The organism is Allobosea lupini (genome assembly GCF_900109525.1).
Classification (GTDB): Bacteria; Pseudomonadota; Alphaproteobacteria; order Rhizobiales; family Beijerinckiaceae; genus Allobosea; species Allobosea lupini.
Genome location: NZ_FOAN01000007.1, coordinates 204,069 through 230,126 on the forward strand (window position 1 = coordinate 204,069; position 26,058 = coordinate 230,126).

Here is a 26,058-nt window from a genome sequence, read left to right on the forward strand (position 1 = left end):
CGTCCTTCGGGAACGCCTGCACGCGATCGGGGTTGATCGGTGCGGGCGCATCCGGAGGCAGCCATGGCCAACAAGATCGCGGCGGGGAACAGCCGCTCCGTCTTCACCCGCCTGTCCCAGGCGACGGCGCATTGGGCCGGCAAGCCGCAGACGTTCTTCGCCGCGTTGGCGATCATCGTCGTTTGGGCGCTATCGGGGCCGTTGTTCGGCTTCAACGACACCTGGCAGCTGGTGATCAACACCTCGACGACGATCGTCACCTTCCTGATGGTGTTCATCATCCAGAACAGCCAGAACCGCGACACGGCGGCGATGCAGATCAAGCTCGACGAGCTGATCGACAAGATCGAAGGGGCGCGCGAGGAGCTGCTCGATCTCGAAGAGCTCGACGAGGACAAGCTCGAGGAGATGCGGGCGGAGTTCGAGGAGCTGGCACGCAAGGCGCGCGCCGCTCGCGAAGGTCGCTCCGGCTGATTTATTTTTGACGCCTGTCGAAATCGGCCTTGCTCCGGCGTCGAGGCGGCGGCGAAGGAAATCGCTCCTTCGTCCTCGACGGCCATGAGCCACAGGAGAGCGCGATGCAATACATGCTGATGTTCCGCGAAGGAGAGGCCGAGTTCGACATGCGCGACGACCCTGCCAGGGCCCCCGCGTATTGGGGCGCCTGGACGGCGTATATCGGCGCGCTCAATCAGGCGGGCATCGTGGTCAGCGGGGCGGGCCTGCAGCCGCCGCGGAGCAGCACCGTCGTCAAGGTCCGCGACGGCCGGCGCCAGATCCAGGACGGGCCTTACCCCGATACCAAGGAGCAGCTGGGCGGGTATTTCGTCGTCGAAGTGCCCGATCTCGACGTCGCACTCGACTGGGCTGCCCGCAGTCCGGCGGCCGCCTATGGATCGGTCGAGGTAAGACCTGTCCTGCCTCCCCCCGCTGCGGCCTGAGCGCCCGGCCGACGATGGCGCAGCCGGGCGAGTTGCTCGCGGCAAGGGCGGCGGCGGAGTTCGCCGCCCGTGCCAGCTATGGCCGCCTGCTGGCGACGCTGGCGCGGCAATGGCGCGATCTCTCTGCGGCAGAGGATGCGCTGGCCGAAGCCTTCCGTGCCGCGCTGGAAAGCTGGCCCGAGGCCGGCGTGCCGGCGCGGCCGGAAGCGTGGCTGTTGACCAGCGCCCGCAATGCGCTGATCGACGCAGCGCGCCGCCGCCGGGCGCGCGCCGACGCCATACCGACATTGGCACTTGTTGCAGGGCGGGACGACGAGGGCGACAGCGGCGTCTTTCCAGACGAGCGGCTCAAACTGCTGTTCGTCTGCGCCCATCCGGCGATCGACGCTTCGGTGCGGCCGGCGCTGATGCTGCAGGCCGTGCTCGGGCTCGACGCCGCGCGCATCGCCGCCGCCTTCCTGACCTCTCCGGCTGCGCTCGGCCAGCGCCTCGTCCGCGCGAAGGCGAGGATCCGCGAGGCCGGGCTCGCCTTCGCCGTACCGGAGCAGGCGGAGCTGCCGGAGCGGCTGCATTGCGTGCTGCAGGCGATCTACGCCGCCTATGGCAGCGGCTGGGAGGATGTTGCCGGCGCCGATCGCAAGCGTCAGGGTCTGACCGGCGAGGCGATCTTCCTGGCGCGGCTGGTCGCGGCGCTACTGCCCGCGGAGCCGGAAGCGCGCGGGCTGCTCGCGCTCATCCTGCATTGCGAGGCCCGCCAGGCGGCAAGGCGCGACCCCGCGGGCTCATTCGTGGCGCTGTCCGACCAGGATACGACCCTGTGGTCGGCGGAGCTGATCGCCGAGGCCGAGCGCGAACTCGCCGCCGCCTCGCGCCTAGGGCATCTGGGCTCGTTCCAGCTGGAGGCGGCCATCCAGTCGGTCCATGCCGGCCGGGCCCGCACCGGCCGGGTCAACTGGCCTATCCTGGCGCAGCTCTATGAGGGCCTGGTGCGGCTCGCGCCGACGCTGGGAGCCTCGACCGGGCGCGCAGCCGCCTTCGCCGAAGCGTTCGGGCCGGAGCGCGGGCTGGCAATCCTGGCCGAACTGCCTGAAGCGCAGACTGCCGGCTACCAACCCTATTGGGCGCTGAAGGCTCACCTGCTGGCGCGCACGGGCGCGGCTGCGGCCGCGCGAGAGGCCTATGGCCGCGCCATCGGCCTGGCCGAGGATCCGGCCGTACGCGGCTTCCTGCACAGTGCGCGGGAGCAGCTTGGCGATTGGCCCTGATCAACTGCGACTGGACGCTGGCAGGCGCAAGATTATCCTTCCCTTGCGCGAGGTGGCGCGAATCGACCGGAGACGGACGCCATGCAGTGGGCTGGTCGGCGCTGGCTGGGTCTGGCGATGCTGGCCTGTGTTGCCGCGAGCGCAGCCGCTGGCGCCGCCGAGCCGTTGCTCGATGTCCAGGATGTCCCCACGCTGCGGCGCCTGGAAGCCACCGGCTATGCGCTGTCCGATGTGCTTGGCAGTGGCCGGGCCGCCAGTACGTCTGATCTCGCCCGCGACAGTTCGGCCTTTCGGACGATTGCCGGCCAGGTCTACGAGGACGTCACGGCGCTGCGCGCCGAGATGCTGGCCAATGGGCGCAGGCTCTATGAGGTCACCGACGGCAATGTCGGCCGGGTGATCGACCTGCGCTGGCTGCGCTCGCCGATCGCGCGTTTCCAGCTGACGGCGATCGTCAACCGGCTCGACCGGCAGGACTTCGCGGCGCTGCTCGGCGAAACCGGTTGCGGCGAGCTGCGCCTGATTTACCGGCTGGCCTATGCCTTCGACGATGCGAAGCTGAAGCGCCGGCTGGCCTCGCGCCTGCCGTTCACGCTCAACGCCGTCTTCAGCGTCAAGGCGGGCGAGGGCGGCTCCTGCCGCGAGGCGGCGCAAGCCTGGTCGATCGCGCCAGGCGGCGATCCGGCCATGCTGGCGCGGCAGCTCGCCAGCGGGCCGCTCTCGCCGCAGCGGATCAGCCTCAAGCAGATCGAGCTCAACGCCCAGATCGTGCGCTTCCCCTCCGGGATGGAGACCGAGTTCGGCGGACAGGCGGCCTATCTGCAGCGGGTCTTCGCGGCGTCGAAAGGGGAGGGCGGCTTGTCGCTCAAGCCCAAGCCGCTGGAGAACACGCCTGACGTCGCGAAGCTGAAGAGCGATGCCGCGCTCCGGCAGGAGCTGATCGACTATGTCAGGACCAATCTCCCGGCGATCGACCGGGGCGTCTACCAGCTGCCGGAGCGCTTCCTGGCGACGAAGGCGATCTCCTACTCGACCTTCGGCAGTGCCCGGCTCGCCAATCACCCTTTCACCGAGGCCGTGCCGGCGGGCGCACTGACCGGGCTCGAGTTTGGCGCCACCCGGCTGGTGCGCAACGAGAAGGCGCTGCTGGAGCGGCTCGACAACGGCTCCTGCATGGGCTGCCACCAAGCCGGCGCCACCGCCGGCTTCCACATGTTCGGGCTCGACGACGGTTCGACCTCGGCGCTGAACCGGATCAAGACCGGCATATCCCCGCATGTCTATGCGGAAGGCTTTCGCCGCACGGCCTATGTCGCCGCCGTTGCCGCCGGGACAGAGCCGGACCGCTATCGCCAGCCTTCCTTCGCGCCACCGGCGAATTGGCAAGCGGAGCGGCCCTTTACCTACAAGCCGGCTGCGCTGACCATGCCCTGTCTGACCGGTGAGAGCGCCAAAGCCTTCGGCGAGGGTTGGGGTTGCGCTGCCGGCTCGGTCTGCAAGCCGCTGGTCGAGAGCAAGGCGGTCGGGATCGAGCTCGGCCAGTGCGTCAGGCTCGACGAAGCCCGCAATTTCTCCGGCCAGCCCTGCCTGACTGGCGCGATCACCACCGCTATCGGCAAGCCCTATCTCGACCGCTACCGCAAGACCGGCCAGTTCGGCGCCTTCGCCTCAGGCTTTTCGCAGACCGCCTTCACCTGCCGGCCGGCCAAGATCGGCGTTCCCGCCGGGATGGCCTATCGCCAGTGCACGCCGGCCGACCGGACCTTCGCCGGCTTCGCCAATGGCAAGGTGCCCGACGAGATCTGCGGGCTCGCCGGCGGCAAGGCGTTTGACGATTGCGTCGCGACCAACCGCTTCGACGACTGCCTGTCGAAGGCAGTGACGCGCGGCAATCGCGGCACCTGCAGCGCCACCAGCTTCTGCCGCGAGGATTATATGTGCCAGGCGATTCCGGACGACGTGCCGGGCGCGACCACGACGGTCAAGGATTACGGCTTCTGCTCGCCGACCTATTTCCTGTTCCAGATGCGGATCGACGGCCATCCCGATCCGCAGGCGCGGCTGTAGCGCTCAGGCGGCCAGCACGAAGTCGAAGCGCCCGAGCTGGCCGCCTTCAGCCGGTCGAAGAGTCATCAGAAGTTTCTGGTCGAACAGGCCGTCGCGGCGGTTGCCGGGATCGTCCGGGAAATAAAGCTGGGTGGTGAGCACCGGGCTCTGCGCGCCGCCTCGCACCTTTACATGGAGATGGCGGGTGCGACCGGTATAGAGCCCGGGCGTGCGCGTGATGAACTGGTAGCGACCCTGCTGGTCGGCGAAGAGATGGCCGCGGAAGCGGAAGCCGCGGTTGTCGTACTGCCCGGATGGATCGGCATGCCAGAAATCGAGCAGGGCGCCGGGGATCGGCCGGCATTGCCGGGTCAGCACGAAGCCGCTCAGTACCAGCAGCGTGCCGTCGCCGTCGCTGCGTAGATCGGCGCGCTGGGGCGAGGACGGGGTGAAATAGGGGCCTTCCGTCTGCCGTGGGGTCGCCGTGGCGCGGCCCTCGCAAGCCGGTGTCAGCGGTCGTTCGGCTTCCTGGGCGAGAGCGTGCTCCGGCTGGGACAGTGCAGCCAGACCGGCAGCGGACAGCAGGCTGATGACGTTGCGACGATCTGGCGACTGCTGGCTCACGACACGATCCTCCAGGAAGACTGTGTCCCATCTGCACCTTTCCGGCAAAATCAGTCTTGTACACGAACCCGTGACGGCCGATTTCACCCTTGCTTGCTCAATTTCAAGCATGCTGCATCCGGGGGGTTGATGGCTGCGTAGCATGATCTGCCACGTGGCGACGACCGGAGCTTCACATGATCAGGACTGGACTTCTCGCATCGCTCGCCATTGCGGGCTTGTCAGGCGCGGCATTCGCTGCCGATCTGCCCTCGCGCAAGGGGCCGGTCCTGGCGCCGATCGCGCCGATCTTCACCTGGACCGGCTTCTATGTCGGTGTCCATGCCGGCGCGGTCTTCACCGACAACAACATCCAGACCGAAGGCACAGCGGCGAACACCATCGCCAACGTCGCTTTCTCGCGTCGTCCGCCGAGCCTGTCGGTGAGCGATACCGGCTTCATCGGCGGCGCCCAGGTCGGCTACAACTACCAGATCGGGCAGATCGTGCTCGGCGCCGAAGCCGATTTCTCCTACACCGACCTGAAGAAGCGCGAGAGCTTCATCGGCACCACCAATGCGACTTCCAGTTTCCGGCAGGAGATGGAGTATTTCGGCACGGTGCGCCTGCGCGCCGGCTATGCTTTCGATCGCCTGCTCGTCTTCGCCACTGGCGGTCTTGCCTATGGCGACGTCAAGAACAGCGCGACCTTCTTCAGCGCCGCGGTACCGGGCCAGGTCGACTACGTCGGCAGCCGCGACAATGTCGAAATCGGCTGGACGGTCGGTGGCGGCCTCGAATACGCCTTCACCAACAATCTCTCGGTCAAGGCCGAGTACCTCTACTACGATCTCGGCAAGCGCAAGGTGCCGGTCAACCTGCAGCCGGTCGGCCCTGCCGGCGGTTCCTATGTCTCGCGTTTCGAGAATACCGGCCATATCGTGCGCGCCGGCCTGAACTATCGCTTCAGCACCTTCTGAGGCCGAGTTGATCCCGGAAGCGGGCTTTCGCCGCGTGCGAGAGCCCGTTTTCATGGCCAGCGCCGGCTGGCGCAGACCATGATTCTTCGGCAATAGTTGCGCGCGAGGGAATCGACCGGCGAAGGCGTCCCTAGACCTAGCGCTGAGGGACGGCATGTCTACCGATATCGAGATCGCCCGCGCGGCGACGCTTCAGCCCATTGGCGCGATCGCCGAGGCGGCAGGCATCCCCGATGCGGCGCTGCACCCCTATGGCAAGTCCATCGCGAAGGTCGATACCGGCGCGATTCCGGGCTTTGCCGAGAAGCCGGACGGCAAGCTCATCCTCGTCACCGCGATCAGCCCGACGCCTGCCGGCGAGGGCAAGACGACGACGACCGTCGGGCTCGGCGACGGGCTGAAGCGCCTCGGCAAACGCACCATGATCGCGTTGCGCGAGCCCTCGCTCGGCCCCTGCTTCGGCCAGAAGGGCGGGGCCGCCGGCGGCGGCTATGCCCAGGTCGTGCCGATGGAGCAGATCAACCTGCACTTCACCGGCGATTTCCACGCCATCACCAGCGCCCACAACCTGCTGGCGGCGATGCTCGACAACCATGTCTACTGGGGCAACGGGCTCGATCTCGATGAACGCCACATCGCCTGGCGGCGCGTGGTCGACATGAACGACCGGGCGCTGCGATCGATCGTCTCCTCCCTCGGCGGGGCGACCAACGGTTTCCCGCGCGAGGACGGCTTCGACATCACCGTCGCGTCCGAGGTGATGGCGATCTTCTGCCTTGCCCGCGATCTCGCCGATCTCGAAGAGCGGCTTGGGCGCATCGTCATCGGCCGCACCCGCAGCAAGCGCCCGGTCACGGCGGCCGAGCTCAACGCCCAGGGCGCGATGACCGTGCTGCTGCGCGATGCGCTGATGCCGAACCTGGTGCAGACGCTGGAAGGCACGCCCGCCTTCGTCCATGGCGGGCCCTTCGCCAACATCGCCCACGGCTGCAATTCGGTGATCGCGACGCGCGCCGCGCTGAAGCTCGCCGACTATGTCGTGACCGAGGCCGGCTTCGGCGCCGATCTCGGAGCCGAGAAGTTCTTCGACATCAAGTGCCGCAAGGCCGGGCTGAAGCCCGATGTCGCGGTGGTGGTCGCGACTGTGCGGGCGCTGAAGATGCATGGCGGCGTCGCCCGCGACATGCTCGGCACGGAGAACCTCAAGGCGCTGGAGGCCGGGCTTTCCAACCTCGCCCGCCATGTCGAGAACGTCAGGAAGTTCGGCGTGCCGGCGATCGTCGCGATCAACAACTTCACCAGCGATACAGCCGCAGAGCATGCGCTGATCCAGAACTTCTGCCGCAACCATCTCGGCGTCGAGGCAGTGATCTGCCGGCATTGGGCCGAGGGCGGGGCCGGTACCGAAGAGCTCGCGACAAAGGTCGCGGCGCTGACACAGAGCGGCGAGGCCGATTTCGCGCCGCTCTATCCCGATGCGATGCCGCTGCGCCAGAAACTCGAGACGATCGCGCGCGAGGTCTATGGCGCGGCGGGCATCTCGGCGGATGCCAAGGTGACCGCCCGCTTCGCCGAGCTCGAGGCGGCCGGCTACGGCAACCTGCCGGTCTGCGTGGCGAAGACGCAGTATTCCTTCTCGGCCGACCCGACCCTGCGCGGGGCGCCGTCGGGCCACACCGTGCCCGTGCGCGAGCTCAGGCTCTCGGCCGGCGCCGGCTTCGTCGTCGCGATCTGCGGGGACATCATGACCATGCCCGGCCTGCCGCGCCAGCCGGCGGCGGAGCGCATCTACATCGACGCGCACGGCCAGATCGAGGGGCTGTTCTAGCGCTTCGTCGTCGTTCCGGGGCGCTGCGCAGCAGCGAGCCTGGACCCATGACCGCGACGCTATTCCAGCTCGTCATGCTCGCCCTTGCGGCGAGCATCCACGTCTTGAACGCCGCTCTCGAAGGACGAAGACGTGGATGGTCGGGACAAGCCCGACCATGACGGGAAAGACGGCCCAGCCCGCCACATTCGTCAACGAAGCGTAAACCATATCGCGGCCACCATGCGTCCCGAGCGATTCCGAGCATGTCGGAAGGCGCGGGAGATGCCGACGAGATGGGTTTGCTGAAAGCCTGGACCAATTCGGGCCTGAAGGCGCGTGTGCTCGTGCTCGTCCTGGCGACACTCGTCGCGATCGCCGTGCCTGCGTCCGGCATCTTCCTCTGGATGGTCAACGGCACGGTGGTGAAGCTCGGCACGCTCTTCGCCGAGAAGCAGATCCTGTTCGATCGCTATCGCGGGCTGGAAGCACTGATGCGCGAGGTCTCGCTGGCCGAGACGGTGGCGCGCGCGCCTGTCATCGTTGACTGGGCGCAGGACGAGACCGATCCGGAGAAGGCCAAGCGCGGCCTTGCCGAGCTCGAGCACTACCGGCTCTCCTTCACCGACCGCAGCTACTTCGCGGTCGTCGACAAGAGCGGCCACTACTATTTCAACGACAAGGACAATGCTTACGAGCACAACCGGCTGCGCTATACCGTCTCGCCGAGTGCTCCGCAGGATGCTTGGTACTTCAAGACGCGGGCGCTCGGCAAAGGCTGCCATCTCAACGTCAATCGCGACGAGGTGCTCTCCGTCACCAAGGTCTGGATCAACTGCATCATCCAGAAGGACGGCAAGGTGCTCGGCCTGATCGGCACCGGCGTCGACCTCACGCAGTTCATCAAGGAGGTCGTCGAGTTCCCGCAGACCGGCGTGCAGAGCATGTTCGTCGACCTGCAAGGGGCGGTGCAGGCGCATCGCGATCCGCGCGTCGTCGACTTCCACAGCCTGACCAAGGACGCCACGGCGAAGAAGACGATCTTCCGCCTGCTCGACGAGGAGGGCGACCGCAAGGCTCTCGCCGGGATGATGCAGCGTGTCGCCAAGGGCGAAGCGCTGGTCCTGTCACGCTTCATGCAGATGGACGGGCACGAGGTGCTGGTCGGCGTCGGCTTCCTCGACCGGCTCGGCTGGTTCAACGTCACGGTGATGGATGTCGACGCCATCATCGACCGCAAGCTGTTCGCGCCGCTCGCCGGGCTGATGGTGGCGATCCTCATCGCCGTGGCCGGGCTGATGACCTTCCTGTTCAAGCGCAAGGTGCTCGACCGGCTGGCATGGGTCGAGCAGGGCGTCACCAGGGTGCGCTCCGGCGATTTCACGGCCGTGGCGAAAGAGGACGGCAATGACGAGATCGCCCGGCTGTCGCGCGCATTCAACGAGATGGCCCAGGCCGTCGGCGACAATACCGGGCGGCTCGAGGCAATGGTGCGCGAGCGTACGCAGAAGCTCGAAGAGCTGGCGCAGCACGACCCGCTGACGTCGGTCCTGAACCGTCGCGGCTTCGAGGAGGTGTTTGCGCGCGAGCAGAACCGGGCGCAGCGCAACGGCACGGCCTGTGGCCTGATCATCGTCGATCTCGACCGCTTCAAGCTGGTCAACGACGATTATGGCCATCGCGCCGGGGACGAGGTGCTGGTCGCCTGCGTGCGCCGGATGCTCCCGGCCCTGCGCAGCTACGATGCCTGCGCGCGCTGGGGCGGCGACGAGTTCATCCTGCTGATCAGCGACTGCTCGGCGCAGTCGCTGGCGACGGTCGCGAACAAGGTCGCGGCGCTGTTGCGCGAGGCGCCGATCATGCTCAGCGACGGCCGGGCCGTGCCGATGACAGCGAGCCTGGGGGCGGCCATGGCGCTGCCTGAGGACAGCCTGACCGATGCCGCCGCGCGCGCCGATGCCGGGCTCTACCGGGTCAAGCATGGCGGCCGCGACGGCGTCGCGATCGACGAGACGGGTGCGATGTTGCGGCAGGTTGGGTAGGCGTCATTCTCGGGCGGAGCGAAGCGCAGACCCGAGAATCTCATGACGAGAAGGTGCTGACCGGAGCCTCCTCCGGCCTGAGATGCTCGGGTCAAGCCCGAGCATGACGCGGTTCCTCAGAAGGCTAGCTGCACCTTCATCGCCTTCGACTTATCGGCTGCGAGGTCGAAGGCCTCGACAGCGCGCTCGATCGGGATCGAGGCGGTGAGCAGCGGCGAGAGATCGATGCGGCTGGACGCGATCAATTCGACCGCCCAGTCGAACTCCTCATGGAAGCGGAAGGAGCCGCGCAGGTCGAATTCCTTGGCGACGACGACGTTCATCGGAATGGTGAAACTGCCGCCGACGCCGATCTGGACGATGACCGCGCCGGGCCGCAGCGCGTCGAAGGCGCCGGTCAGCGCATGCTGGTTGCCCGAGCATTCGAACATCACGTCGAAGGCGCCTTTCTCAGCGCCATAATCGGCCTTGAGGCGCTCCGGCTCCGCCATGACGTTGATCGCGGTCGTCGCGCCCATCTTGAGGGCAGTCGGCAGCGGGCCGTCGACCACGTCGGTGACGACGATTTCGGACGCGCCGGCGGCGCGCGCGGCGACCACGGTCAGCACGCCGATCGGCCCGGAGCCGGTGACCAGGACACGCTTGCCGAGCAGCGCGCCAGCGCGCTTGACCGCATGCAGGCAGACAGCGAGGGGTTCGGCGAAGGCCGCCTGCGCTGCACCGACATGGGCCGGCAGCTTCACCGCCTGGCGCTCTTCGATCACCAGGATCTCGCGGAAACCACCCTGGACATGGGGGAAGCGCATTGCGCTGCCATAGAACAGCATGTCGAGGCAATGCTGCTGCTGGCCGGCCTGGCAATAGCGGCAGCGGCCGCAGGCCCGGCTCGGATTGACCGCGACGAGGTCGCCCGGCTTCACCCGGCTGACCTCGCTGCCGACCGCTTCGACGATGCCGGCAATCTCGTGACCGAGGATCAGCGGCTCGCGCACCCGGATCGTGCCGAAGCCGCCATGGAGGTAATAGTGCAGGTCGGAGCCGCAGATGCCGCCAGCCTTGATCGCCACCTTGACGCCGAGCGGGCCGAGCTCCGGCACGACCGCATCCTCGACCCGCAAATCCTTCTCGGCATGGATCACGACGGCGCGCATGGCAGAACTCCTGATAAGGCGACAGCCATGCGGCTGCGGCATTGTCTAATCGTTTTAAAGCGCTTACCCAACCGTTGAAGCACTCACAAGCAACAAGTCAGGCCGAGGCCGGGAGGATAGGATGTCGCTCAATCTGTTCAAGCTCGACGGGCGCATCGCGCTGGTTACCGGCTCCGGCCAGGGCATCGGCCTCGCCATCGCCGAGGGCCTCGCCGCTGCCGGCGCCCATGTCGTGCTGAACGGGCGCGATGCCGGGAAGCTCGAGAAGGCTCGCAGCGCCATCGCCGCCGCCGGCCACAAGGCCTCCGTCGCCGCGTTCGACGTCACCGACCAGAAGGCGGTCGAGGCAGGTGTGGCGAAGATCGAGGCCGAGGTCGGGCCGATCGACATCCTGGTCAACAATGCCGGCACACAGCGGCGCGGTGCCTTCGTCGAGTTCCCGGCCGAGGACTGGCATTTCCTGATGGCGACGAACCTGCATTCGGTGTTCTACGTCACCCAGGCGGTGGCCAAGCGCATGGCGCCGCGCAACCGCGGCAAGATCGTCAATATCGGCTCGGTGATGAGCAAGCTCGGCCGGCCGAGCATCGTGCCCTACACGGCGTCGAAGGGCGCGGTCGCCCTGATGACGCAGGGGCTCGCCGCCGAGCTCGGCAAGCACAACATCCAGGTCAATGCGATCGGGCCCGGCTATTTCGTCACCGAGCTGAACCAGGCCCTGCTCGCCGACGAGACCTTCTCGAACTGGGTCAAGAGCCGCGCCCCGGTCGGCCGCTGGGGCGAGACCAAGGAGCTGGCGGGGGCGGCGATCTTCCTGTCCTCGGAAGCCTCCGACTATGTCAGCGGCCATCTGCTGATGGTCGATGGCGGTTTGACCGCGGTGGTGTGAGTGCCAGCCGTCATGCTCGGGCTTGACCCGAGCATCTCAGGCCGGAGGAGGCGCTGGCTGGCGCCTTCTCGTCAGGAGGTTCTCGGGTCTGCGCTTCGCTTCGCCCGAGAATGACGAGCGCGCTCAGCTCTTCAGAAACGCATTCTGCGGGAAAAGGATCTTCCGCGCCTCCTCGTCGACCTCAGTCTTCCAGGCGAACTTGTCCTTGAGCGCGACGGCCCGCTGCGCCGCCGGCCGGGCCGAGATTTCGTCGAGATGGCGCCGAACATTCGATAGCTTGCCGAAGGCCTCGTCGCCGAGAGCGAACTGCGCCCGTGTCGCCCAGCCCCAGACCGCCATGTCGATTAGGGTGTAGTCGTCGCCGAGCATATAGCGGTGCTTGCCGAGCTGGTCGTCGAGGATACCCCAGTGCCGTTCGGCCTCGCGGGCATAGCGGTTGATCGCATAGGGCACCTTCTCCGGCGCGAAGCGCGAGAAGTGCACGGTCTGGCCGGTATAGGGGCCGATGCCGGTGGCGACGAACATCAGCCAGGACAGCATCTGGCCGCGCATTTCGGCTGTGTCCGGCGGCAGGAACTGGCCGGTCTTTTCAGCGAGGTAGAGCAGGATGGCGTTGCTGTCGAAGATTTTGACGTCGCCGTCGGTCAGGGCCGGGGTCTTGCCGTTCGGGTTGATCGCGAGGAAGTCGGGCTTGAACTGGTCGCCCTTGCGGGTGTCGACCGGCACCATCTCATAGGGCAGGCCGGCTTCCTCCAGGAAGAGCGCAATTTTCGCCGGGTTCGGCGAGGGGTGGTAGTAGAAGCGGATCATCATTGGTCTCCTGGGTGGAAGGCTCAGCGGCGCGCCGCGACGTAAGGAATGAGTTCGGTCAGGGCGGAAATGGTGAGATCGGCGCCTGCGCCGAGCTGCTCCTCCTGCATGCGCAGCGCCTTGAACAGGCTCTTGGGCCCGATCACCGCTGCGCCTGAGAGTTCGTCGCGCAGGGCCTGCAAGGTTACACGCTCGATGCGCGCCACCGTCATGCCGTAGGCCTTGGCGCCGGCGATGTCGAAGCCGTTGGACGAGACGAACAGGATCTCGTCGCGGGTCAGCCCGAGCCGCTCCTCGACCAGGCGATAGCCGCGCGGATCGGGCTTATAGGTCCTGATCTCGTCGACGCTGATCACGGTCTCCAGCAACGTGTCGATGCCGGCCTGGCGGGTGAGGTTGGTCAGCATGGCCGGGCTGCCGTTGGAGAAGATGGCCAGGCGCGTCGGGGCGAGCCCCTGCAGCGCCGCCAGCGCTTCGGGATAGAGCGCCAGCGCGTCATAGGCCGCGGCGATGCGGGCGAGAAGATCGGGAGTGGCTTCGAGACCGAGTGTCTTCAGCGTGAAGTCGAGCGAGGCCTGCGTCACGCTCCAGAAGTCCTCGTAATGGCCCATCAGCGCACGCAGCCAGGTGTATTCGAGCTGCTTCAGCCGCCAGATCTGTGTGATGGTCTCGCCATGGCCCGGAAAGGCATCCTCGGTGATGCCCGCGACCGACTGGACGTCGAACAGGGTTCCATAGGCATCGAAGACGACGGCCTTGATCGGCATGGCAATCTTCCCTTCTCAAACTCAGCCCTCATCCTGAGGAGTGCCGAAGGCACGTCTCGAAGGATGTTCCAGTTGCCTCATGAGCCTGCTGAAACATCCTTCGAGACGCCGCTTTGCGGCTCCTCAGGATGAGGGCTTTGAGGAACCGCTGCGCTATTCTTAGCGCTCGCCTTGGCCGCGCGGAGCGTGATATCCGCACAAGCACTTGTTCGCAGACGCACAGGATATACGCGCATGTCCAGCCGCCCCGTCATGCTGATGATCCTCGATGGCTGGGGCTGGCGCGACGACAAGGACAACAACGCTGTCCTGCTGGCGAGAACCCCGAATTTCAACCGGTTCTGGGCCTCCTCGCCGCACGCCTTCCTGCGCACCTCCGGCCTCGATGTCGGCCTGCCCGAGGGCCAGATGGGCAATTCGGAGGTCGGCCACCTGAACTTGGGCGCCGGCCGCGTCGTGATGCAGGACCTGCCGCGGATCAACCAGGCGGTCGCAGACGGCACGCTGAAACAGGCGCTCGACGAGAGCGGGGTGATCGGGCGCCTGAAGGCCAGCGGCGGCACCTGCCATATCCTCGGCCTGGTCTCGCCGGGCGGCGTCCACGCCCATCAGGACCATGCCGTGGCGCTGGCGAAGCTCGTGGTCGCTGCCGGCGTGCCGGCGGTGGTCCACGTTTTCACCGACGGACGCGATACCCCGCCGCGCTCGGCGGCCGAGTATGTCGCGGCGCTCGAGGCGGCGCTGCCCTCTCAGGTCAAGGTCGCGACGCTGTCCGGCCGCTATTACGCGATGGACCGCGACAATCGCTGGGAGCGCGTCGAGCTCGCCTGGAAAGCGCTTGCGCTCGGCGAGGGCGAGCGGATGCCGACTGCCGGCTCGGCGATCGAGGCGGCGTATGCCGCCAATGTCAACGACGAGTTCATCAAGCCTGCAGTGATCGGCGGCTATAGCGGCATGGCCGATGGCGACGGCCTGCTCAGCTTCAATTTCCGCGCGGACCGCATCCGCGAGATCCTGGCGCCGCTGCTCTTCGCCGAATTCAACGGCTTCCCGCGCCCGCGCATGCCCAAGCTCGTCGGCGCGGTCGGGATGACCTCCTACAGCTCCGAGCTCCATCCGATCATACCGGCGCTGTTCGCGCCGCAGAGCCTCGCCAACGGCCTCGGCGAGACCGTGTCGAAAGCGGGCCTCAGGCAGATCCGCTTCGCCGAGACCGAGAAGTACCCGCACGTCACCTATTTCTTCAATGGCGGGCGCGAGGAACCGTTCGAGGGCGAGGAGCGCAGCATGACGCCCTCGCCGAAGGTCGCGACCTATGATCTCCAGCCGGAGATGTCGGCGCCGGAGCTGACCGGGAAGGTCGTCGCCGCGATCGAGAGCGAGCAGTACGACCTCTTCGTGCTCAACTTCGCCAATCCCGACATGGTCGGCCATACCGGCGTGCTCTCGGCGGCGATCAAGGCGGTCGAGACGATCGATGCCAGCCTCGGCCAGATCGCCGACGCGATCCTTGCCAAGGGTGGAGCGCTGCTGGTCACGGCCGATCACGGCAATGCCGAATTGATGGTCGATCCCGTCACCGGCAATCCGCACACCGCCCACACCACCTTTCCGGTGCCGGTGATGCTGATCGGCGGGCAGGCGAAGGGACTGGCCGAGGGCCGCCTCGCCGATGTCTCGCCGACGCTGCTCGCGCTGCTTGGGCTGGAGCAGCCGGCCGAGATGACCGGCCAGTCGCTCCTGCGCTGAGCAGGCCTCAGGTCGGCGCCATGCCGGGCAGGGTGGCGATCTCCGCCGCGAGGAAATCGATCAGCAGGCGCACGCGGGCCACGGCTGCTCGTTCCGGAACGATCAGCATGCTGAGCGGCACGCTCGGCAGGGTGTAGCCGGTCAGGATCGGCTCGAGCTGGCCGGACGCCAGCAGGTCGTCGACCAGCCAGCGATGGGTGGGGGCGATGCCGCGGCCGGCGAGGAGGGCTTGGCGCACGGCCAGGCCATGATCGACCCGCAACCGCCCGTCGAAGGGCACGTTGTAATGCTCTCCGGCGTTGCCCGCGAAGGCGAGAACGGCGCTGCCGGCGACGTTCGTCATGCGGATGCCCTGATGCTTGGCAAGGTCGTCGGCCGAGGTCGGGATGCCATGCCGTGCCAGATAATGCGGCGCGGCGACGAACAGCCGGTGCGATCGGCCCAGAGGCCGCAGCTTCAGCGTGCTGTCGGCGAGCGGACCGAGGCGGATGGCGATGTCGATGCCCTCGCGGACGAGGTCGATGCGCTCGTCGCTGAGGCTGAGATCGATATCGATCTGAGCGTGCCGGTCCTGGAAGGCGAAGATCAGTCGCGTGAGATGCAGGACGCCGAAGGAGGCGGTGCAGGACAGGCGGACCGTACCGGCCGGGGCGTCGCGGGTGCTGCGTGCCTCGTCGCTCGCCTGCTCGACCAGGCGCAGGATGGCGAGGCAGTTCTGATAGTAGCGGCTGCCTTCCTCGGTCAGCGTCACCCGCCGTGTCGTGCGGCTGAGCAAGGCGATACCGAGCGCGTCCTCCAGTTCGTTGAGATGCCGCGTCACCGAGGATTGGCCGAGACCGAGCTCGCGCGCCACTGCCGACAGGCTGCCGCGCTCGGCGACGCGGACGAAGCTGCGCATGCGCGCCAGGGTGATATCCGATTTATCCATTAATCGGCATGATCATATTCATTTCACCTTTGTAGTGCAGAAACGGAAGAGCGCCTAGCTGGAAAGCCTCATCCTCTTGGAAAGGCTTTGCTATGAAGGTCCTTCTTGTTTTCGCCCATCCCGAACGCCGCTCGCTCAATGGCGCGCTGCGCGATGTCGCCGTTGCCGAACTGGAGGCCCAGGGCCATGAGGTCCGCGTCAGCGATCTCTATGCCGACGGCTGGAAGTCGGAAGTCGACCGCGCCGATTTCCCGAGCTGGCCGGAGGGCGAGCGCTTCGCCGCCGGCGCCGCCTCGAAGCAGGCTTTCGCCGAGGGGACGCTGACCGCCGACGTCAAGGCCGAGATCGAGAAGCTGCTCTGGGCCGACACGCTCATCCTGCAGTTCCCGCTGTGGTGGTACACGATGCCGGCGATCCTCAAGGGCTGGGTCGACCGGGTCTTCGCTTACGGCTTCGCCTATGGCGTCGGCGAGCACAGCGACAAGCGCTGGGGCGATCGCTTCGGCGAGGGCACGCTGGCTGGCAAGCGCGCCATGCTGCTGGTCACCGTCGGCGGCTGGGAGGAGCACTACTCGCCGCGCGGCATCAACGGGCCGATCGAGGACCTGCTGTTCCCGATCAATCACGGCATCCTCTACTATCCCGGCTATGAGGTGCTGCCGCCGCACGTCGTCTACCGGGTGGACCGGTTCAAGGACGCGGATTTCGAGCGTGAGGCCGAGCAGCTGCGCGAGCGCATGCGGACATTGGCGACGACGGTGCCGATCCGCTATCGCCGCCAGAATTTCGGCGACTACCTGATCCCGGCAATGACCTTGCGGCCCGAGCTGGGCGAGCCGGAGGCGCGCGGCTTTGCACTGCATGTCGATGCCACGCCGACGGTCTGATCGCGCGGTGGAACTCATCAGGCGTGAGACGGTTCTCCTCCCGAGAGGATCGCCTCATGCCGAACAAGCGCGAGAATCGCCTGACCGATGCCCCTGCCGCCTTCGTGACCGCGCCGCGCCCCGGCCAGTCCGGGGCGCCTGAGCAGCGGCGGGCGGGCCCCAATCCCCGCTCCGCCCATCCGACAGGGCCGCATGCCCCTTACGAGCCGGACGACCCAGATGGCCTGGCGGCTGGCAAGCACCAGCGAGACGAGGTCGCCGGCAAGGGCTGACGCGTCGAGCCCATGGCTAGGTAGCCATACAAGCCGGCGTTGTCCCGCGCTGCCAATTGTCATGCCCAGGTCGTTCCACTGAGCACTATCGCGCAGCGATGGGTTCGGCGTTGAAAAGCCGTTCGGAAATTCTCGCGGAAAGGCAAATCAAACTATCGTTCGGTTTAAAATTTACGCGATGACTCTGGAATTTCAGCTTGAACGGAAAGGTTGTCACCTTGATCCTCGGCGCAAGGGAAAGTAGTGACGGCAATCATGCGCTTCCGAATGGACGCATGTTCGACCCGAAAAGGCGGCGGGTCGTCGCCAATGCTGGGGACGGGCGGATCCAGGATGAAAGCGCGCGATGCGGGAAGGCCAGTGGCGGCCGGTTCAGCGACGACGAAGCAAAGGACGATACGGGACGAGATCCTCGACGCGGCGGCTGAAATCATCGTGCGCGAGGGCTATGACGCCTGCACGATGCGGGCGGTGGCGGCGCTGGTCGATATGAAGGCCGGCAGTCTCTACTACCATTTCAGGTCGAAGGACGAGATCGTCGAAGAGATCCTCAACCAGGGCATCGAGACGCTCTATGCTCGCCTGGCCGAGACGATGCGCGGCCTGCCAAAAGAGGCTTCGTTCGCAGACCGGCTGGCCGCAGCGGTCGGGGTGCATGTTTCGAGCCTGGTCGGCAAGGACTCGACCTACATGCACGTCTACGAGCACCTGCCGCCGATCATCAAGCGGCGCAGCCGCAAGATGCGTGAGAAATACGCCCAGCTCTGGCACGATCTCTTTGCCGGCGCCGTCGCCAGCGGAGAAGCCGCGAATGGGCAGGATCTGCACCTGCTGGTGCCATATTTCCTCGGCGGGCTGAACCGCGTGCCGGAATGGATGCGCGCCAGCGGCGCCAGCAGCGACCAGGTCGCGGCGCTGGCCATCACGACCCTGCTCGACGGAATTGGCGCCAAGCGGTAGCAGAAGAGCGCCGCCGTGTCGATGCGGCCGCCGATGCAGGAAGCCGCGCCCGAGCCCATGTCCGAGACCTTCGCCATCAGCCTGAACGGCACCGCCGACCTGCCCGCCGGCAAGATCGCCGCGATCGTGACCTCGCTCGAGATGTTGTCGGCGCCGGAACGGCGAACCGATCCGCCGGGCGTCGAGGGCTTCTCGCTCGAGGCGATCGGGCGCGATGACGTGGCGCGCTATCTGGCCGTCTATCGCCTGCTCGGCGAGCGCTGGATGTGGTTCAGCCGGCTGGTGAAGCCGATGGCCGAGTTGCAAGCGATACTGGCCGATCCGCTGGTCGAGTTCTTCGCGGTCCGGTTCGGCGGGCGCGATGTCGGTCTGCTAGAGCTCGATTTCCGGGTGGAAGGCGAGGGCGAGCTTGCCTTCTTCGGCCTCGACGAGAGCGTCGTCGGCAAGGGAGCCGGGCGCTGGCTGATGAACCGGGCGCTGGAGCGCGCCTGGGCAAGGCCTATCGGCCGCTTCTGGGTGCACACTTGCACGCTCGATCATCAGGGCGCAGTCGAATTCTACCAGCGTTCAGGCTTCTCGGCGTTCAAGCGCGGGGTCGAGGTCGTCGACGATCCGCGCCTCGGCGGTGCGATGCCACGCAGCGCCGTCCCGCATTGCCCGGTGATCGAATAGAGAGCGGGCCCTCAGGCCCGCGTGCGCAGGCCGATCGAGTCCATCATCGCCTGGTCGCGGGCGGCCTCGGCGGCACGCTCGGAGGCGCGCTCGCGGTCATCGAGGATTTCGACCTTCTTCATGTCCTCGAAGGCTTCCTGCAACTCGCCCTTGGCCTCGTCGAGTTGGCCCTGCAGATTGTCGGCGGATTGGCGCAGGTTGTCGCGACGGCCGAGCGCCGCCTTGGCATAGGTCGGATAGGCGAAATGGGCCGGATCGGAAATGCCGGCCCGCGTCTCTTCATTCTGGATCTCGCGGTCGAGATCTCCAGCCATACGGTTGAATTCCGCGATCATCATCTCAATCTGGCTTACCCGGCGGCGCTTCTCGTCCACCTGGAAGCGTTTGAGACGCAAAAGGGTCTCTCGCGACTTCATGTCGTGCCGAACTCCTGATTACGCATGGCAGTGCGCCGACCCCTCGGCTCGCCGCCGGAACACTCCGCGAGACGAAAAGTACAATGGGGCAAGGAGGTTGATCGTTCCTTACCAGGATCGTTCGCTTTCGATGCATGCGAAGGGTGCGTGCCGTGCTCTGCCAGGGGAGCGCGGCGCGCGCTAATCTGCGGCGAATCAAAACAAGGGGCGCGCATGCCGGCGCGCCGGAAACGTCCTTGCCCGCCTCGCGCCGCCTCCCCGAATACAGCCTGCTGCTCGCCGGCCTCGCCCTGACGCGGATCATCGGCTGGGGCTCGATCTATTATTCGCCCTCGGTTCTGGCGGCCTATCTCGAACGCGATATCGGCCTCGGCCCGACAATCGTCTTTGGTGGTATCACCATCCTCCTGGTGATCGGGGCGGTGATCTCGCCGATGCTCGGGCGCCATCTCGACCGGCGCGGGACACGCCTGGCGATGGCGCTGGGAGCGGTGATCTCCGCCATGGGCCTGGCGCTGCTGGCTCTGGCGCAGGGGCCGATCAGCTATCTTGCGACCTGGCTCGTGATCGGCGTCGGCCATGCAATGCAACTCGCCAACACCGGCAACGTCACGGTGGCGCAATTGATGGGCGAGCGCACCCGCCGGGTGATCGGGCTGATGATGCTGGTGACAGGGCTCGCCTCCAGCGTGTTCTGGCCGCTGGCCGCCTGGCTCAGCGCCGATTATGGCTGGCGGGCCTGCCTTCTCGTGTTCGCCGCGATCCAACTCGTGATCGTGCTGCCGATCCATCTGGCGATCCCGGCCTATCGCGCCAAACCGTTGGCCGACCCCGGCCCGTCGGCGGTGCCGGCCGAGGAGCAGGGCAGGGTCCCGCCCGCTCAGAGGCAGCCGATCTTCTGGCTGCTGGCACTGAGCTTCTCGGCGAGCGGTTTGGTCTCCTGGGGGCTGCCGTTGCACATCATCGGGTTGATGCAGGGCGCGGGCATCGCGGGGGCGAGCGCCGTCGCCATTGCCTCGCTGAGCGGTCCGGCGACCCTGGTGGCGCGATCGGTCGATGCGATTGCGGGCGAACGTCTCCCGGTCGAGCGGGTGGCTCTGGTGGGATTGGCGCTCGGACCGGCAGCCTGCCTGTTAATGGCGGTCGCGCCCGGCTCCAGCGCATTCGCGATCACCTTCGTCGTGCTCTTCAACGCCGCGATGGGCGTGATCGCGGTCGCGCGTGCGACCCTGCCGCTGGCGTTGTTCGGCCGCAACGGCTTCGGCGCGATGCTCGGCCGCCTGACCGTGCCGCAGAACCTGACCTTCGCCGCGGCGCCGTTGCTCTTCGCGTTCTTGGTCGAGCGGCTGGGCGCGTCCGGCACGCTGATGGTGTCGGCGACGATCCAGAGCTTCGCCTTGCTTGCCATGATCGTGCTGGTGCGGCGGCTGCGCGCCTAAGCCCGTCTTGGAAACGACAAGGTCGGCTGTGTCACTGGCGCGATCGTGCATAGGGGCGCGGCCTGGGCCGATCTATCACGCCGCCGTCCCGATGAAAGCGAACTCAAGATCAGATGCCGTCTTGTTCCTTGACCCGCCGCTTCGCCCTGCAGGCCTCGCTCGGACTGCTTGCGGCGCCGGTCCTGGGGCAGGCGCAGCTGCCGCAGTTCCGCACCGCGCGCTACCAGTTCATCGAGCTCGACCCGGTCGAGATCATGACGCCGCTCTCCTTGCAGGGGCTCGACGGCAAGCCCGCAACCGCCAGGCCGGTGCCGGGCAAGGTCAACCTGATCTATCTCTGGGCGACGTGGTGCCCGGTCTGTCGAATCACCTTGCCGCGCTTTGAACGGCAACTCGCCGATTTCCGGGCCCGAGGCGTCGAGATCGTCTCGATCAGCACCGACGAGCGGGATTTGGCCCATGTCGCGGAGTACCTCAAGCGCCTCGGCGTCAGGCGCCTGCCCGTCTTCTACGATCGCGGCGGCAAGGTCGTCGCGGCACCGGGGACGGGGCAGCTGCTGTCGAACGCCGAAGGATTGCCGGTGATCTATGTCACGGATCGGCGCGGCGGCGTGCGCGGCTACATGCTCGGCGACGCGGACTGGGCTTCTCCCGCGGCACTGGCGCTGCTCGACCATGTCGGGACGCTGTAGAGCCGCTCACATCCCCATGATTCGGGCGAGCCGGGCATAGCCGTCGCCCAGCGGGGTTGCTTCGTCCTTGGCCTGTTTCAGGAAGGCTTCGAGCTCGGGATTGAGCCGAATTGCCTCGTCGACCTCGGCGGAAGCGCCCTGGCGATAGGCACCGAGCCGAATCAGTTCTTCCATGTCGGCATAGGTCGCGAGCGTGGCGCGGGCCTTCTGCACGACCGGATAATAGAGCGGGTCGCAGGAGCGCGGCATGGTGCGCGACACCGATTTCAGGATGTTGACCGCCGGATAGCGGCCGCGCTCGGCGATGGAACGCTCCATGACGATATGGCCGTCGAGGATGCCGCGCACCGCGTCGGCGACGGGCTCGTCATGGTCGCCGCCGTCGACCAGCACGGTGAAGAGGCCGGTGATCGCGCCGTTGCCGGTGCCGGGGCCGGCGCGTTCGAGCAGGCGCGGCAGTTCGGCGAAGACGGTCGGAGTATAGCCTTTGGTCGTAGGTGGCTCGCCGGCGGCGAGGCCGATCTCGCGCATCGCCATGGCGAAGCGGGTGACCGAATCCATCAGGCACATCACCTGCAGGCCCTGGTCGCGGAAGAATTCGGCGAGGGTTAGCGTGGTCAGCGCCGCCTGCTTGCGCATCAGCGCCGGCTCGTCCGAGGTCGCGACGACGACGATCGAACGGGCAAGCCCGTCCGGCCCGAGATCGTCCTGCAGGAACTCCTGGACCTCGCGGCCGCGCTCGCCGACCAGGCCGATGATGTTGACGTCGGCACGCGCATAACGCGCCAGCATCGACAAAAGCACCGATTTTCCGACACCGGAGCCGGCGAAAATGCCCATGCGCTGGCCGAGGCAGCAGGTCAGGAAGGTGTTGAGGGCGCGCACGCCGAGGTCGAGCGGCGGGCCGACGCGCCGGCGAGAATGGGCCGGAGGCGGGTCGTTGCGGAAGGGAATGGTGTGCTCGCCTTGCGGCAGCGGCGGGCCGCCATCGACCGGCCGGCCCAGCGCATCGACGACGCGGCCGAGCCAGGCCGTTGTGGGGCGCAGGCCGGCGACGGTGCGGTCGACATAGGCAGGGCAGCCGCGGCGGACGCCGTCGAGGCCGCCAAAAGGCATGACCAGTGCCTTCTCTCCGGAAAAGCCGATGACCTCGCAGGGGACGCGCACGCCGGGCGCGATCTCGATGCCGACCCGGCCGCCCAGACTCATCGCCGCGATCGGGCCGGAGACCTCGACGAGCAGGCCACGCACGGCGGTGACGCGGCCATAGACGGACGTCGCATCGAGTTCGCCGATCATGGTGGCGAGTGTGGATAACCGGTCCTGGCCTGGTCGTGCGCCGTTCATGATTCGCTGCCGTAAACCTTTCGTTTACCCGAGTGATTAACACTACGTTTCGAAGCCGCGTCGGAGAGCCGGGCCATTAACGCCTGTTTTCCTCGACGCGAGCTTACGCGAAAGGTGCTTTCGCGGCCGAAGCTCGAACGATCCGTGTCAAATTCGACTCACCTCGACAAGGATCGTCAACCTTCTGCCAAGAAGCGCTTGCGCCCGGGAATCAGGGTTTGTTAACCATTTCCCCGTAGCGTGTCGCGTGGCGTTTCATCGGGCAAGCGTTCGTCTCCAGGGCCACGAGGGTTCTGGGGGAATGAACGGAATCGCTGGCCTCGGGGCGAAATTGGGGACGTGACATGCGGGTTCTGCTGATCGAAGACGATAGCGCGACCGCTCAAAGCATCGAGCTGATGCTGAAGTCCGAGAGCTTCAACGTCTACACGACCGATCTGGGCGAAGAGGGTGTCGATCTCGGCAAGCTCTACGATTACGACATCATCCTGCTCGACCTGAACCTGCCGGACATGTCGGGCTACGAGGTGCTGCGCAGTCTGCGCGTCGCCAAGGTCAAGACGCCGATCCTGATCCTCTCCGGCCTCGCCGGCATCGAGGACAAGGTGAAGGGCCTCGGCTTCGGCGCCGACGACTACCTGACCAAGCCGTTCCACAAGGACGAGCTCGTCGCGCGTATCCATGCCATCGTGCGCCGCTCGAAGGGCCATGCCCAGTCGGTGATCACGACCGGCGACCTCGTCGTCAACCTCGACACCAAGACCGTCGAGGTCGATGCCCAGCGCGTGCATCTGACCGGCAAGGAATACCAGATGCTGGAGCTGCTCTCGCTGCGCAAGGGCACGACGCTGACCAAGGAAATGTTCCTGAACCATCTGTATGGCGGCATGGACGAGCCCGAGCTGAAGATCATCGACGTCTTCATCTGCAAGCTGCGCAAAAAGCTCGCCAACGCCTCCGACGGCAAGAACTATATCGAGACGGTCTGGGGCCGCGGCTATGTGCTGCGCGAGCCCAGCGAAGTGGAAGAGCGCATTCCGGCCTGATGCCAGTCATCACGGCGTCATGTTCGACGTCCAAGAGTTAGATCGCCTGATCGTCGGATGTACACGACAGGTGAACGGGGACCCCGCCGCGAGGCGGGGTTTTTGTTTGCGCCGGCCAGTCGCGTTGTTCCGAGGCTTTGCGCTGCAGCGAGCCCGGAAGCCGGACGATGCCGGTTGTCAGGATGGGCGTTGCGGCAGGGGCGCTTTTTTCGGCCCGTCTCGGCTCTGGAATCCGAGCTCAGCCATCAAACGCCGAGGTGGGCTTGACCCATAAGCGAGCCCGAAAGCCGAGAGGCTCAGGGCCGCGCGATTTTCCGCGAGGAGAAGGCGCTGCTTGTCTCGGCAGGGGTTGGGAAGGTTGGTCGCCGCGCCTGCGGGCTTGATGCGGCGTCGCGGTAGATGCCCCGGTGCTGCGGGTCAGGCACCAAGGTCGTGGTGATGCCGATAACCGTCTCGGCCGCGCCGAGGATGAAGGCACCGTTTCGGGCCAGCCGCTCTGCGAGCGCCGCCATCACCCGCGCCTTGGTCGGGACGTCGAAGTAGATCAGCACGTTGCGGCAGAAGATGACATCGAACTGGCCGAGCTGATGGTTCGGCTCGAGGAGGTTATGCTGCCTGAGCTTGACCATGTCGCGGATGCGCTCGGACAGGCGCCATTTGTCGCCCTCCTGCCGGAAATGCTTGAGCAGGAGCTGGATCGGCAGGCCGCGCTGCACTTCGAACTGGCTGTAGAGCCCCTGGCGCGCCCGGTCGAGCACCTCGACGGAGATGTCGGTGCCGAGGATCTCGATCGTCCAGCCGGCGAAGCGGTCGGCGACCTCGTCGAGCAGCATGGCGAGCGAATAGGCTTCCTGGCCGGTCGAGACCGCCGCGCACCAGATGCGCAGCGTCCGGCTCTCGGCATTGGCCGTGAGCTTCTCCGGAAGGACGACGTCGCGGAACAGGTCGAAAGGCATGCGGTCGCGGAAGAACAGGGTCTCGTTGGTCGTCATCGCCTCGATGACGGCGGCCTCGAGGTCGGAGGCGGGGCTGGTACGCAGCTGCACGACCAGCGCGGTGATGCCGGCGATGCCACGGCGGCGGCAGAGCATGCCGAGGCGGCTCTCGACCAGATAGCGCTTCTCGATGCTGAGGAAGAGGCCGGAGCGCCGCTGCAGCAGGACGCGCAGGAAGTCGAAGTCGAGCTCGGTCATGCCGGACGACCCCCGCCGACTAGCGTGCGGATGGCGGGGCCGATACCGCCGAGCGGCAGCACGGCGCTGGCCTGGCCGGCGCGCACCACCGAGCCCGGCATGCCCCAGACCGTGCTCGATAGCTCGTCCTGGGCGATGACGGCGCCGCCGGCGTGGCGCAGGGCGGTCGCCCCGTCGGTTCCGTCACTGCCCATGCCGGTCATGATCAGGCCGAGCGCGGCCGGGCCGAGATGGCGGGCGGCCTCGGCGAAGAGGACATCGACCGCCGGGCGGCAGAAATGCACCGGTGGTCCGTCGCTGATGCTGGCGACGATGTGGCCGAGCTTGCGCTCGATGCCGAGATGGCGTCCGCCCGGCGCGACATAGATCGTACCGCGGGCGAGGCGCTCGCCATCATGCGGCTCGCGCGTCGGCACGCCGAGCTGAAGCGCGATCTGGTCGGCGAAGGAGGCCGTGAAGAGCGGCGGCATGTGCTGAACGATCAGCGTGGTCAGGTTGGCGAGGGCCTCGCCGAGGTCGCCAAGCACGCGCGCGACCGCTCGCGGCCCGCCGGTCGAGGCGCCGATCACGAGATAGCGCGGCATCACCGAGACCAGCGAGCGCAGATCGGCGACCCCGTTCGGCATCGCGACGGCCGCGCCTGCGTCGGGTGCCGCCTCGCCGTTGCGGAGACGGGACTGGGCGATGCTGCCGAGCTTGCCGAGCAACTCGCTGCGGAAGTCCAGGGAGAGCGTCAGGCCGCTGCGGCTGTCTGGCTTGGGCAGGACGTCGATGGCGCCCATGTTCATGCATTGCAGCGCCAGCTGCGCGTTGCGCTCGGTGAGAGTGGTCGTCAGCAACACGGCTGTCCGTGGACTTTCCTTGACGATCCGCGGCAGTGCCTCGACGCCGTCGAGCACCGGCATGTCGAGGTCGAGCACCATGATGTCGGGATGGTGGCGCCCGGCATGCTCGATGGCGGCCTCGCCATCACCCGCGACACCGACGACATGGAAGCGGCCGCTCTCGCCGAGCCAGCGCGCGAACAGGCCCCGCACCACGACGGAATCGTCGGCGATCACCACGGTGCTCGGGCGCGCTGCTGGCCGTTCGGCGAAATGCGGCGTGGCGATCATGGGGGCACGCGATGGGAAAGCGGGGCTGTCGGATGCCGCTC

General features: G+C 66.9%; 25 protein-coding genes. 16 read left to right on the plus strand and 9 right to left on the minus strand.

Features of this window, described 5'->3' with window-relative positions; genetic code table 11:
* Positions 1-63: 63 nt before the first annotated feature.
* The 4 genes from BMZ21_RS21325 (at position 64) to BMZ21_RS21340 (ending at position 4,273) form a co-directional block, all read left to right on the plus strand.
* Positions 64-474, plus strand: coding sequence for a low affinity iron permease family protein (locus tag BMZ21_RS21325; RefSeq protein WP_091839047.1), 411 nt, complete (start codon positions 64-66; stop codon positions 472-474).
* A 104-nt stretch (positions 475-578) separates the two neighbouring features.
* Entirely contained in the window at positions 579-941 is a 363-nt protein-coding gene (locus BMZ21_RS21330) for a YciI family protein (protein ID WP_091839446.1), read from the plus strand.
* Positions 942-955: 14 nt separating this feature from the next.
* Positions 956-2,206: an RNA polymerase sigma factor gene (locus BMZ21_RS21335; RefSeq protein ID WP_091839050.1), complete on the plus strand. Its 1,251-nt coding sequence runs from the start codon at positions 956-958 to the stop codon at positions 2,204-2,206.
* 81 nt (positions 2,207-2,287) lie between these two features.
* Positions 2,288-4,273, plus strand: coding sequence for a hypothetical protein (locus BMZ21_RS21340; RefSeq protein ID WP_244543939.1), 1,986 nt, complete (start codon positions 2,288-2,290; stop codon positions 4,271-4,273).
* A gap of 3 nt (positions 4,274-4,276) precedes the next feature.
* On the opposite strand, the gene BMZ21_RS21345 is transcribed toward BMZ21_RS21340, so the two are convergent.
* Positions 4,277-4,876, minus strand: coding sequence for a dioxygenase family protein (locus BMZ21_RS21345; RefSeq protein WP_244543940.1), 600 nt, complete (start codon positions 4,874-4,876; stop codon positions 4,277-4,279).
* Between the two features lie 176 nt (positions 4,877-5,052).
* Between BMZ21_RS21345 and BMZ21_RS21350 the strand changes: the two genes are divergently transcribed.
* The 3 genes from BMZ21_RS21350 (at position 5,053) to BMZ21_RS21360 (ending at position 9,684) form a co-directional block, all read left to right on the plus strand.
* Positions 5,053-5,835: an outer membrane protein gene (locus tag BMZ21_RS21350; protein ID WP_091839057.1), complete on the plus strand. Its 783-nt coding sequence runs from the start codon at positions 5,053-5,055 to the stop codon at positions 5,833-5,835.
* Positions 5,836-5,989: 154 nt separating this feature from the next.
* Positions 5,990-7,663: a formate--tetrahydrofolate ligase gene (locus tag BMZ21_RS21355; RefSeq protein ID WP_091839059.1), complete on the plus strand. Its 1,674-nt coding sequence runs from the start codon at positions 5,990-5,992 to the stop codon at positions 7,661-7,663.
* A gap of 245 nt (positions 7,664-7,908) precedes the next feature.
* Complete coding sequence (locus BMZ21_RS21360; RefSeq protein ID WP_244543941.1) at positions 7,909-9,684, plus strand: sensor domain-containing diguanylate cyclase; 1,776 nt, start codon at positions 7,909-7,911, stop codon at positions 9,682-9,684.
* A gap of 116 nt (positions 9,685-9,800) precedes the next feature.
* On the opposite strand, the gene BMZ21_RS21365 is transcribed toward BMZ21_RS21360, so the two are convergent.
* The gene (locus BMZ21_RS21365; protein WP_091839062.1) at positions 9,801-10,835 is read right to left on the minus strand and encodes an L-idonate 5-dehydrogenase; all 1,035 of its coding nucleotides are present in this window, start codon (positions 10,833-10,835) and stop codon (positions 9,801-9,803) included.
* A 121-nt stretch (positions 10,836-10,956) separates the two neighbouring features.
* Between BMZ21_RS21365 and BMZ21_RS21370 the strand changes: the two genes are divergently transcribed.
* Entirely contained in the window at positions 10,957-11,724 is a 768-nt protein-coding gene (locus tag BMZ21_RS21370; protein WP_091839065.1) for a glucose 1-dehydrogenase, read from the plus strand.
* Positions 11,725-11,847: 123 nt separating this feature from the next.
* On the opposite strand, the gene BMZ21_RS21375 is transcribed toward BMZ21_RS21370, so the two are convergent.
* Positions 11,848-12,534, minus strand: coding sequence for a glutathione S-transferase family protein (locus tag BMZ21_RS21375; protein WP_091839459.1), 687 nt, complete (start codon positions 12,532-12,534; stop codon positions 11,848-11,850).
* 23 nt (positions 12,535-12,557) lie between these two features.
* On the minus strand, positions 12,558-13,301 hold the full coding sequence (locus BMZ21_RS21380; protein WP_091839069.1) for a haloacid dehalogenase type II: 744 nt from the start codon (positions 13,299-13,301) through the stop codon (positions 12,558-12,560).
* A 234-nt stretch (positions 13,302-13,535) separates the two neighbouring features.
* On the opposite strand from BMZ21_RS21380, the gene gpmI reads away from it, so the two are divergent.
* A complete protein-coding gene (gene gpmI, locus BMZ21_RS21385) occupies positions 13,536-15,050 on the plus strand; it encodes a 2,3-bisphosphoglycerate-independent phosphoglycerate mutase (RefSeq protein ID WP_091839072.1) in 1,515 nt (504 codons plus the stop codon).
* Positions 15,051-15,057: 7 nt separating this feature from the next.
* Here gpmI and BMZ21_RS21390 read toward each other — a convergent pair whose 3' ends face one another.
* Complete coding sequence (locus tag BMZ21_RS21390) at positions 15,058-15,978, minus strand: LysR family transcriptional regulator (protein WP_091839076.1); 921 nt, start codon at positions 15,976-15,978, stop codon at positions 15,058-15,060.
* Between the two features lie 92 nt (positions 15,979-16,070).
* Here BMZ21_RS21390 and BMZ21_RS21395 point away from each other — a divergent pair, with 92 nt between their 5' ends.
* The 4 genes from BMZ21_RS21395 to BMZ21_RS21410 all read left to right on the plus strand — a co-directional run bounded on the left by BMZ21_RS21395 (position 16,071) and on the right by BMZ21_RS21410 (position 18,769).
* A complete protein-coding gene (locus BMZ21_RS21395; RefSeq protein ID WP_091839079.1) occupies positions 16,071-16,865 on the plus strand; it encodes an NAD(P)H-dependent oxidoreductase in 795 nt (264 codons plus the stop codon).
* A gap of 56 nt (positions 16,866-16,921) precedes the next feature.
* Positions 16,922-17,137 (plus strand): hypothetical protein, encoded by a 216-nt coding sequence (locus BMZ21_RS21400; protein ID WP_091839083.1) that lies wholly within the window; start codon positions 16,922-16,924, stop codon positions 17,135-17,137.
* Positions 17,138-17,380: 243 nt separating this feature from the next.
* Positions 17,381-18,097 carry a TetR/AcrR family transcriptional regulator gene (locus BMZ21_RS21405; protein WP_143079753.1) on the plus strand — a complete coding sequence of 239 codons (717 nt, stop codon included), beginning with the start codon at positions 17,381-17,383 and terminating at the stop codon, positions 18,095-18,097.
* Between the two features lie 21 nt (positions 18,098-18,118).
* Positions 18,119-18,769 (plus strand): GNAT family N-acetyltransferase, encoded by a 651-nt coding sequence (locus BMZ21_RS21410; protein WP_244543947.1) that lies wholly within the window; start codon positions 18,119-18,121, stop codon positions 18,767-18,769.
* A gap of 11 nt (positions 18,770-18,780) precedes the next feature.
* Here BMZ21_RS21410 and fliJ read toward each other — a convergent pair whose 3' ends face one another.
* Positions 18,781-19,185, minus strand: a complete 405-nt coding sequence (gene fliJ / locus BMZ21_RS21415; protein ID WP_091839090.1) for a flagellar export protein FliJ — start codon at positions 19,183-19,185, stop codon at positions 18,781-18,783.
* Positions 19,186-19,421: 236 nt separating this feature from the next.
* Here fliJ and BMZ21_RS21420 point away from each other — a divergent pair, with 236 nt between their 5' ends.
* Together BMZ21_RS21420 and BMZ21_RS21425 are read left to right on the plus strand one after the other, a co-directional pair.
* Positions 19,422-20,624 carry an MFS transporter gene (locus BMZ21_RS21420; protein ID WP_167561700.1) on the plus strand — a complete coding sequence of 401 codons (1,203 nt, stop codon included), beginning with the start codon at positions 19,422-19,424 and terminating at the stop codon, positions 20,622-20,624.
* Between the two features lie 113 nt (positions 20,625-20,737).
* Positions 20,738-21,316 carry a TlpA disulfide reductase family protein gene (locus BMZ21_RS21425; protein ID WP_091839099.1) on the plus strand — a complete coding sequence of 193 codons (579 nt, stop codon included), beginning with the start codon at positions 20,738-20,740 and terminating at the stop codon, positions 21,314-21,316.
* Positions 21,317-21,322: 6 nt separating this feature from the next.
* Here the strand turns inward: BMZ21_RS21425 and fliI are convergent, their stop codons facing one another.
* Entirely contained in the window at positions 21,323-22,615 is a 1,293-nt protein-coding gene (gene fliI, locus BMZ21_RS21430; RefSeq protein WP_244543948.1) for a flagellar protein export ATPase FliI, read from the minus strand.
* A 392-nt stretch (positions 22,616-23,007) separates the two neighbouring features.
* Here fliI and ctrA point away from each other — a divergent pair, with 392 nt between their 5' ends.
* Positions 23,008-23,709, plus strand: a complete 702-nt coding sequence (gene ctrA, locus BMZ21_RS21435) for a response regulator transcription factor CtrA (protein WP_091839107.1) — start codon at positions 23,008-23,010, stop codon at positions 23,707-23,709.
* 296 nt (positions 23,710-24,005) lie between these two features.
* On the opposite strand, the gene BMZ21_RS21440 is transcribed toward ctrA, so the two are convergent.
* Positions 24,006-24,902, minus strand: a complete 897-nt coding sequence (locus tag BMZ21_RS21440; RefSeq protein WP_091839110.1) for a CheR family methyltransferase — start codon at positions 24,900-24,902, stop codon at positions 24,006-24,008.
* Positions 24,899-26,017: a chemotaxis-specific protein-glutamate methyltransferase CheB gene (gene cheB / locus BMZ21_RS21445; protein ID WP_091839114.1), complete on the minus strand. Its 1,119-nt coding sequence runs from the start codon at positions 26,015-26,017 to the stop codon at positions 24,899-24,901. Before cheB ends, BMZ21_RS21440 begins: the two co-directional genes overlap by 4 nt.
* Positions 26,018-26,058 lie beyond the last annotated feature (41 nt).

What these genes read in the sequence shown, in the direction of transcription:
- BMZ21_RS21325 (WP_091839047.1), top strand. Translation starts at nt 64, where the DNA reads ATGGCCAACAAGATCGCGGCGGGGAACAGCCGCTCCGTCTTCACCCGC.
- BMZ21_RS21330 (WP_091839446.1), top strand. Translation starts at nt 579, where the DNA reads ATGCAATACATGCTGATGTTCCGCGAAGGAGAGGCCGAGTTCGACATG.
- BMZ21_RS21335 (WP_091839050.1), top strand. Translation starts at nt 956, where the DNA reads ATGGCGCAGCCGGGCGAGTTGCTCGCGGCAAGGGCGGCGGCGGAGTTC.
- BMZ21_RS21340 (WP_244543939.1), top strand. Translation starts at nt 2,288, where the DNA reads ATGCAGTGGGCTGGTCGGCGCTGGCTGGGTCTGGCGATGCTGGCCTGT.
- BMZ21_RS21350 (WP_091839057.1), top strand. Translation starts at nt 5,053, where the DNA reads ATGATCAGGACTGGACTTCTCGCATCGCTCGCCATTGCGGGCTTGTCA.
- BMZ21_RS21355 (WP_091839059.1), top strand. Translation starts at nt 5,990, where the DNA reads ATGTCTACCGATATCGAGATCGCCCGCGCGGCGACGCTTCAGCCCATT.
- BMZ21_RS21360 (WP_244543941.1), top strand. Translation starts at nt 7,909, where the DNA reads ATGTCGGAAGGCGCGGGAGATGCCGACGAGATGGGTTTGCTGAAAGCC.
- BMZ21_RS21365 (WP_091839062.1), bottom strand. Translation starts at nt 10,835, where the DNA reads ATGCGCGCCGTCGTGATCCATGCCGAGAAGGATTTGCGGGTCGAGGAT.
- BMZ21_RS21370 (WP_091839065.1), top strand. Translation starts at nt 10,957, where the DNA reads ATGTCGCTCAATCTGTTCAAGCTCGACGGGCGCATCGCGCTGGTTACC.
- BMZ21_RS21375 (WP_091839459.1), bottom strand. Translation starts at nt 12,534, where the DNA reads ATGATCCGCTTCTACTACCACCCCTCGCCGAACCCGGCGAAAATTGCG.
- BMZ21_RS21380 (WP_091839069.1), bottom strand. Translation starts at nt 13,301, where the DNA reads ATGCCGATCAAGGCCGTCGTCTTCGATGCCTATGGAACCCTGTTCGAC.
- gpmI (WP_091839072.1), top strand. Translation starts at nt 13,536, where the DNA reads ATGTCCAGCCGCCCCGTCATGCTGATGATCCTCGATGGCTGGGGCTGG.
- BMZ21_RS21390 (WP_091839076.1), bottom strand. Translation starts at nt 15,978, where the DNA reads ATGGATAAATCGGATATCACCCTGGCGCGCATGCGCAGCTTCGTCCGC.
- BMZ21_RS21395 (WP_091839079.1), top strand. Translation starts at nt 16,071, where the DNA reads ATGAAGGTCCTTCTTGTTTTCGCCCATCCCGAACGCCGCTCGCTCAAT.
- BMZ21_RS21400 (WP_091839083.1), top strand. Translation starts at nt 16,922, where the DNA reads ATGCCGAACAAGCGCGAGAATCGCCTGACCGATGCCCCTGCCGCCTTC.
- BMZ21_RS21410 (WP_244543947.1), top strand. Translation starts at nt 18,119, where the DNA reads ATGCGGCCGCCGATGCAGGAAGCCGCGCCCGAGCCCATGTCCGAGACC.
- fliJ (WP_091839090.1), bottom strand. Translation starts at nt 19,185, where the DNA reads ATGAAGTCGCGAGAGACCCTTTTGCGTCTCAAACGCTTCCAGGTGGAC.
- BMZ21_RS21425 (WP_091839099.1), top strand. Translation starts at nt 20,738, where the DNA reads ATGCCGTCTTGTTCCTTGACCCGCCGCTTCGCCCTGCAGGCCTCGCTC.
- fliI (WP_244543948.1), bottom strand. Translation starts at nt 22,615, where the DNA reads ATGATCGGCGAACTCGATGCGACGTCCGTCTATGGCCGCGTCACCGCC.
- ctrA (WP_091839107.1), top strand. Translation starts at nt 23,008, where the DNA reads ATGCGGGTTCTGCTGATCGAAGACGATAGCGCGACCGCTCAAAGCATC.
- BMZ21_RS21440 (WP_091839110.1), bottom strand. Translation starts at nt 24,902, where the DNA reads ATGACCGAGCTCGACTTCGACTTCCTGCGCGTCCTGCTGCAGCGGCGC.
- cheB (WP_091839114.1), bottom strand. Translation starts at nt 26,017, where the DNA reads ATGATCGCCACGCCGCATTTCGCCGAACGGCCAGCAGCGCGCCCGAGC.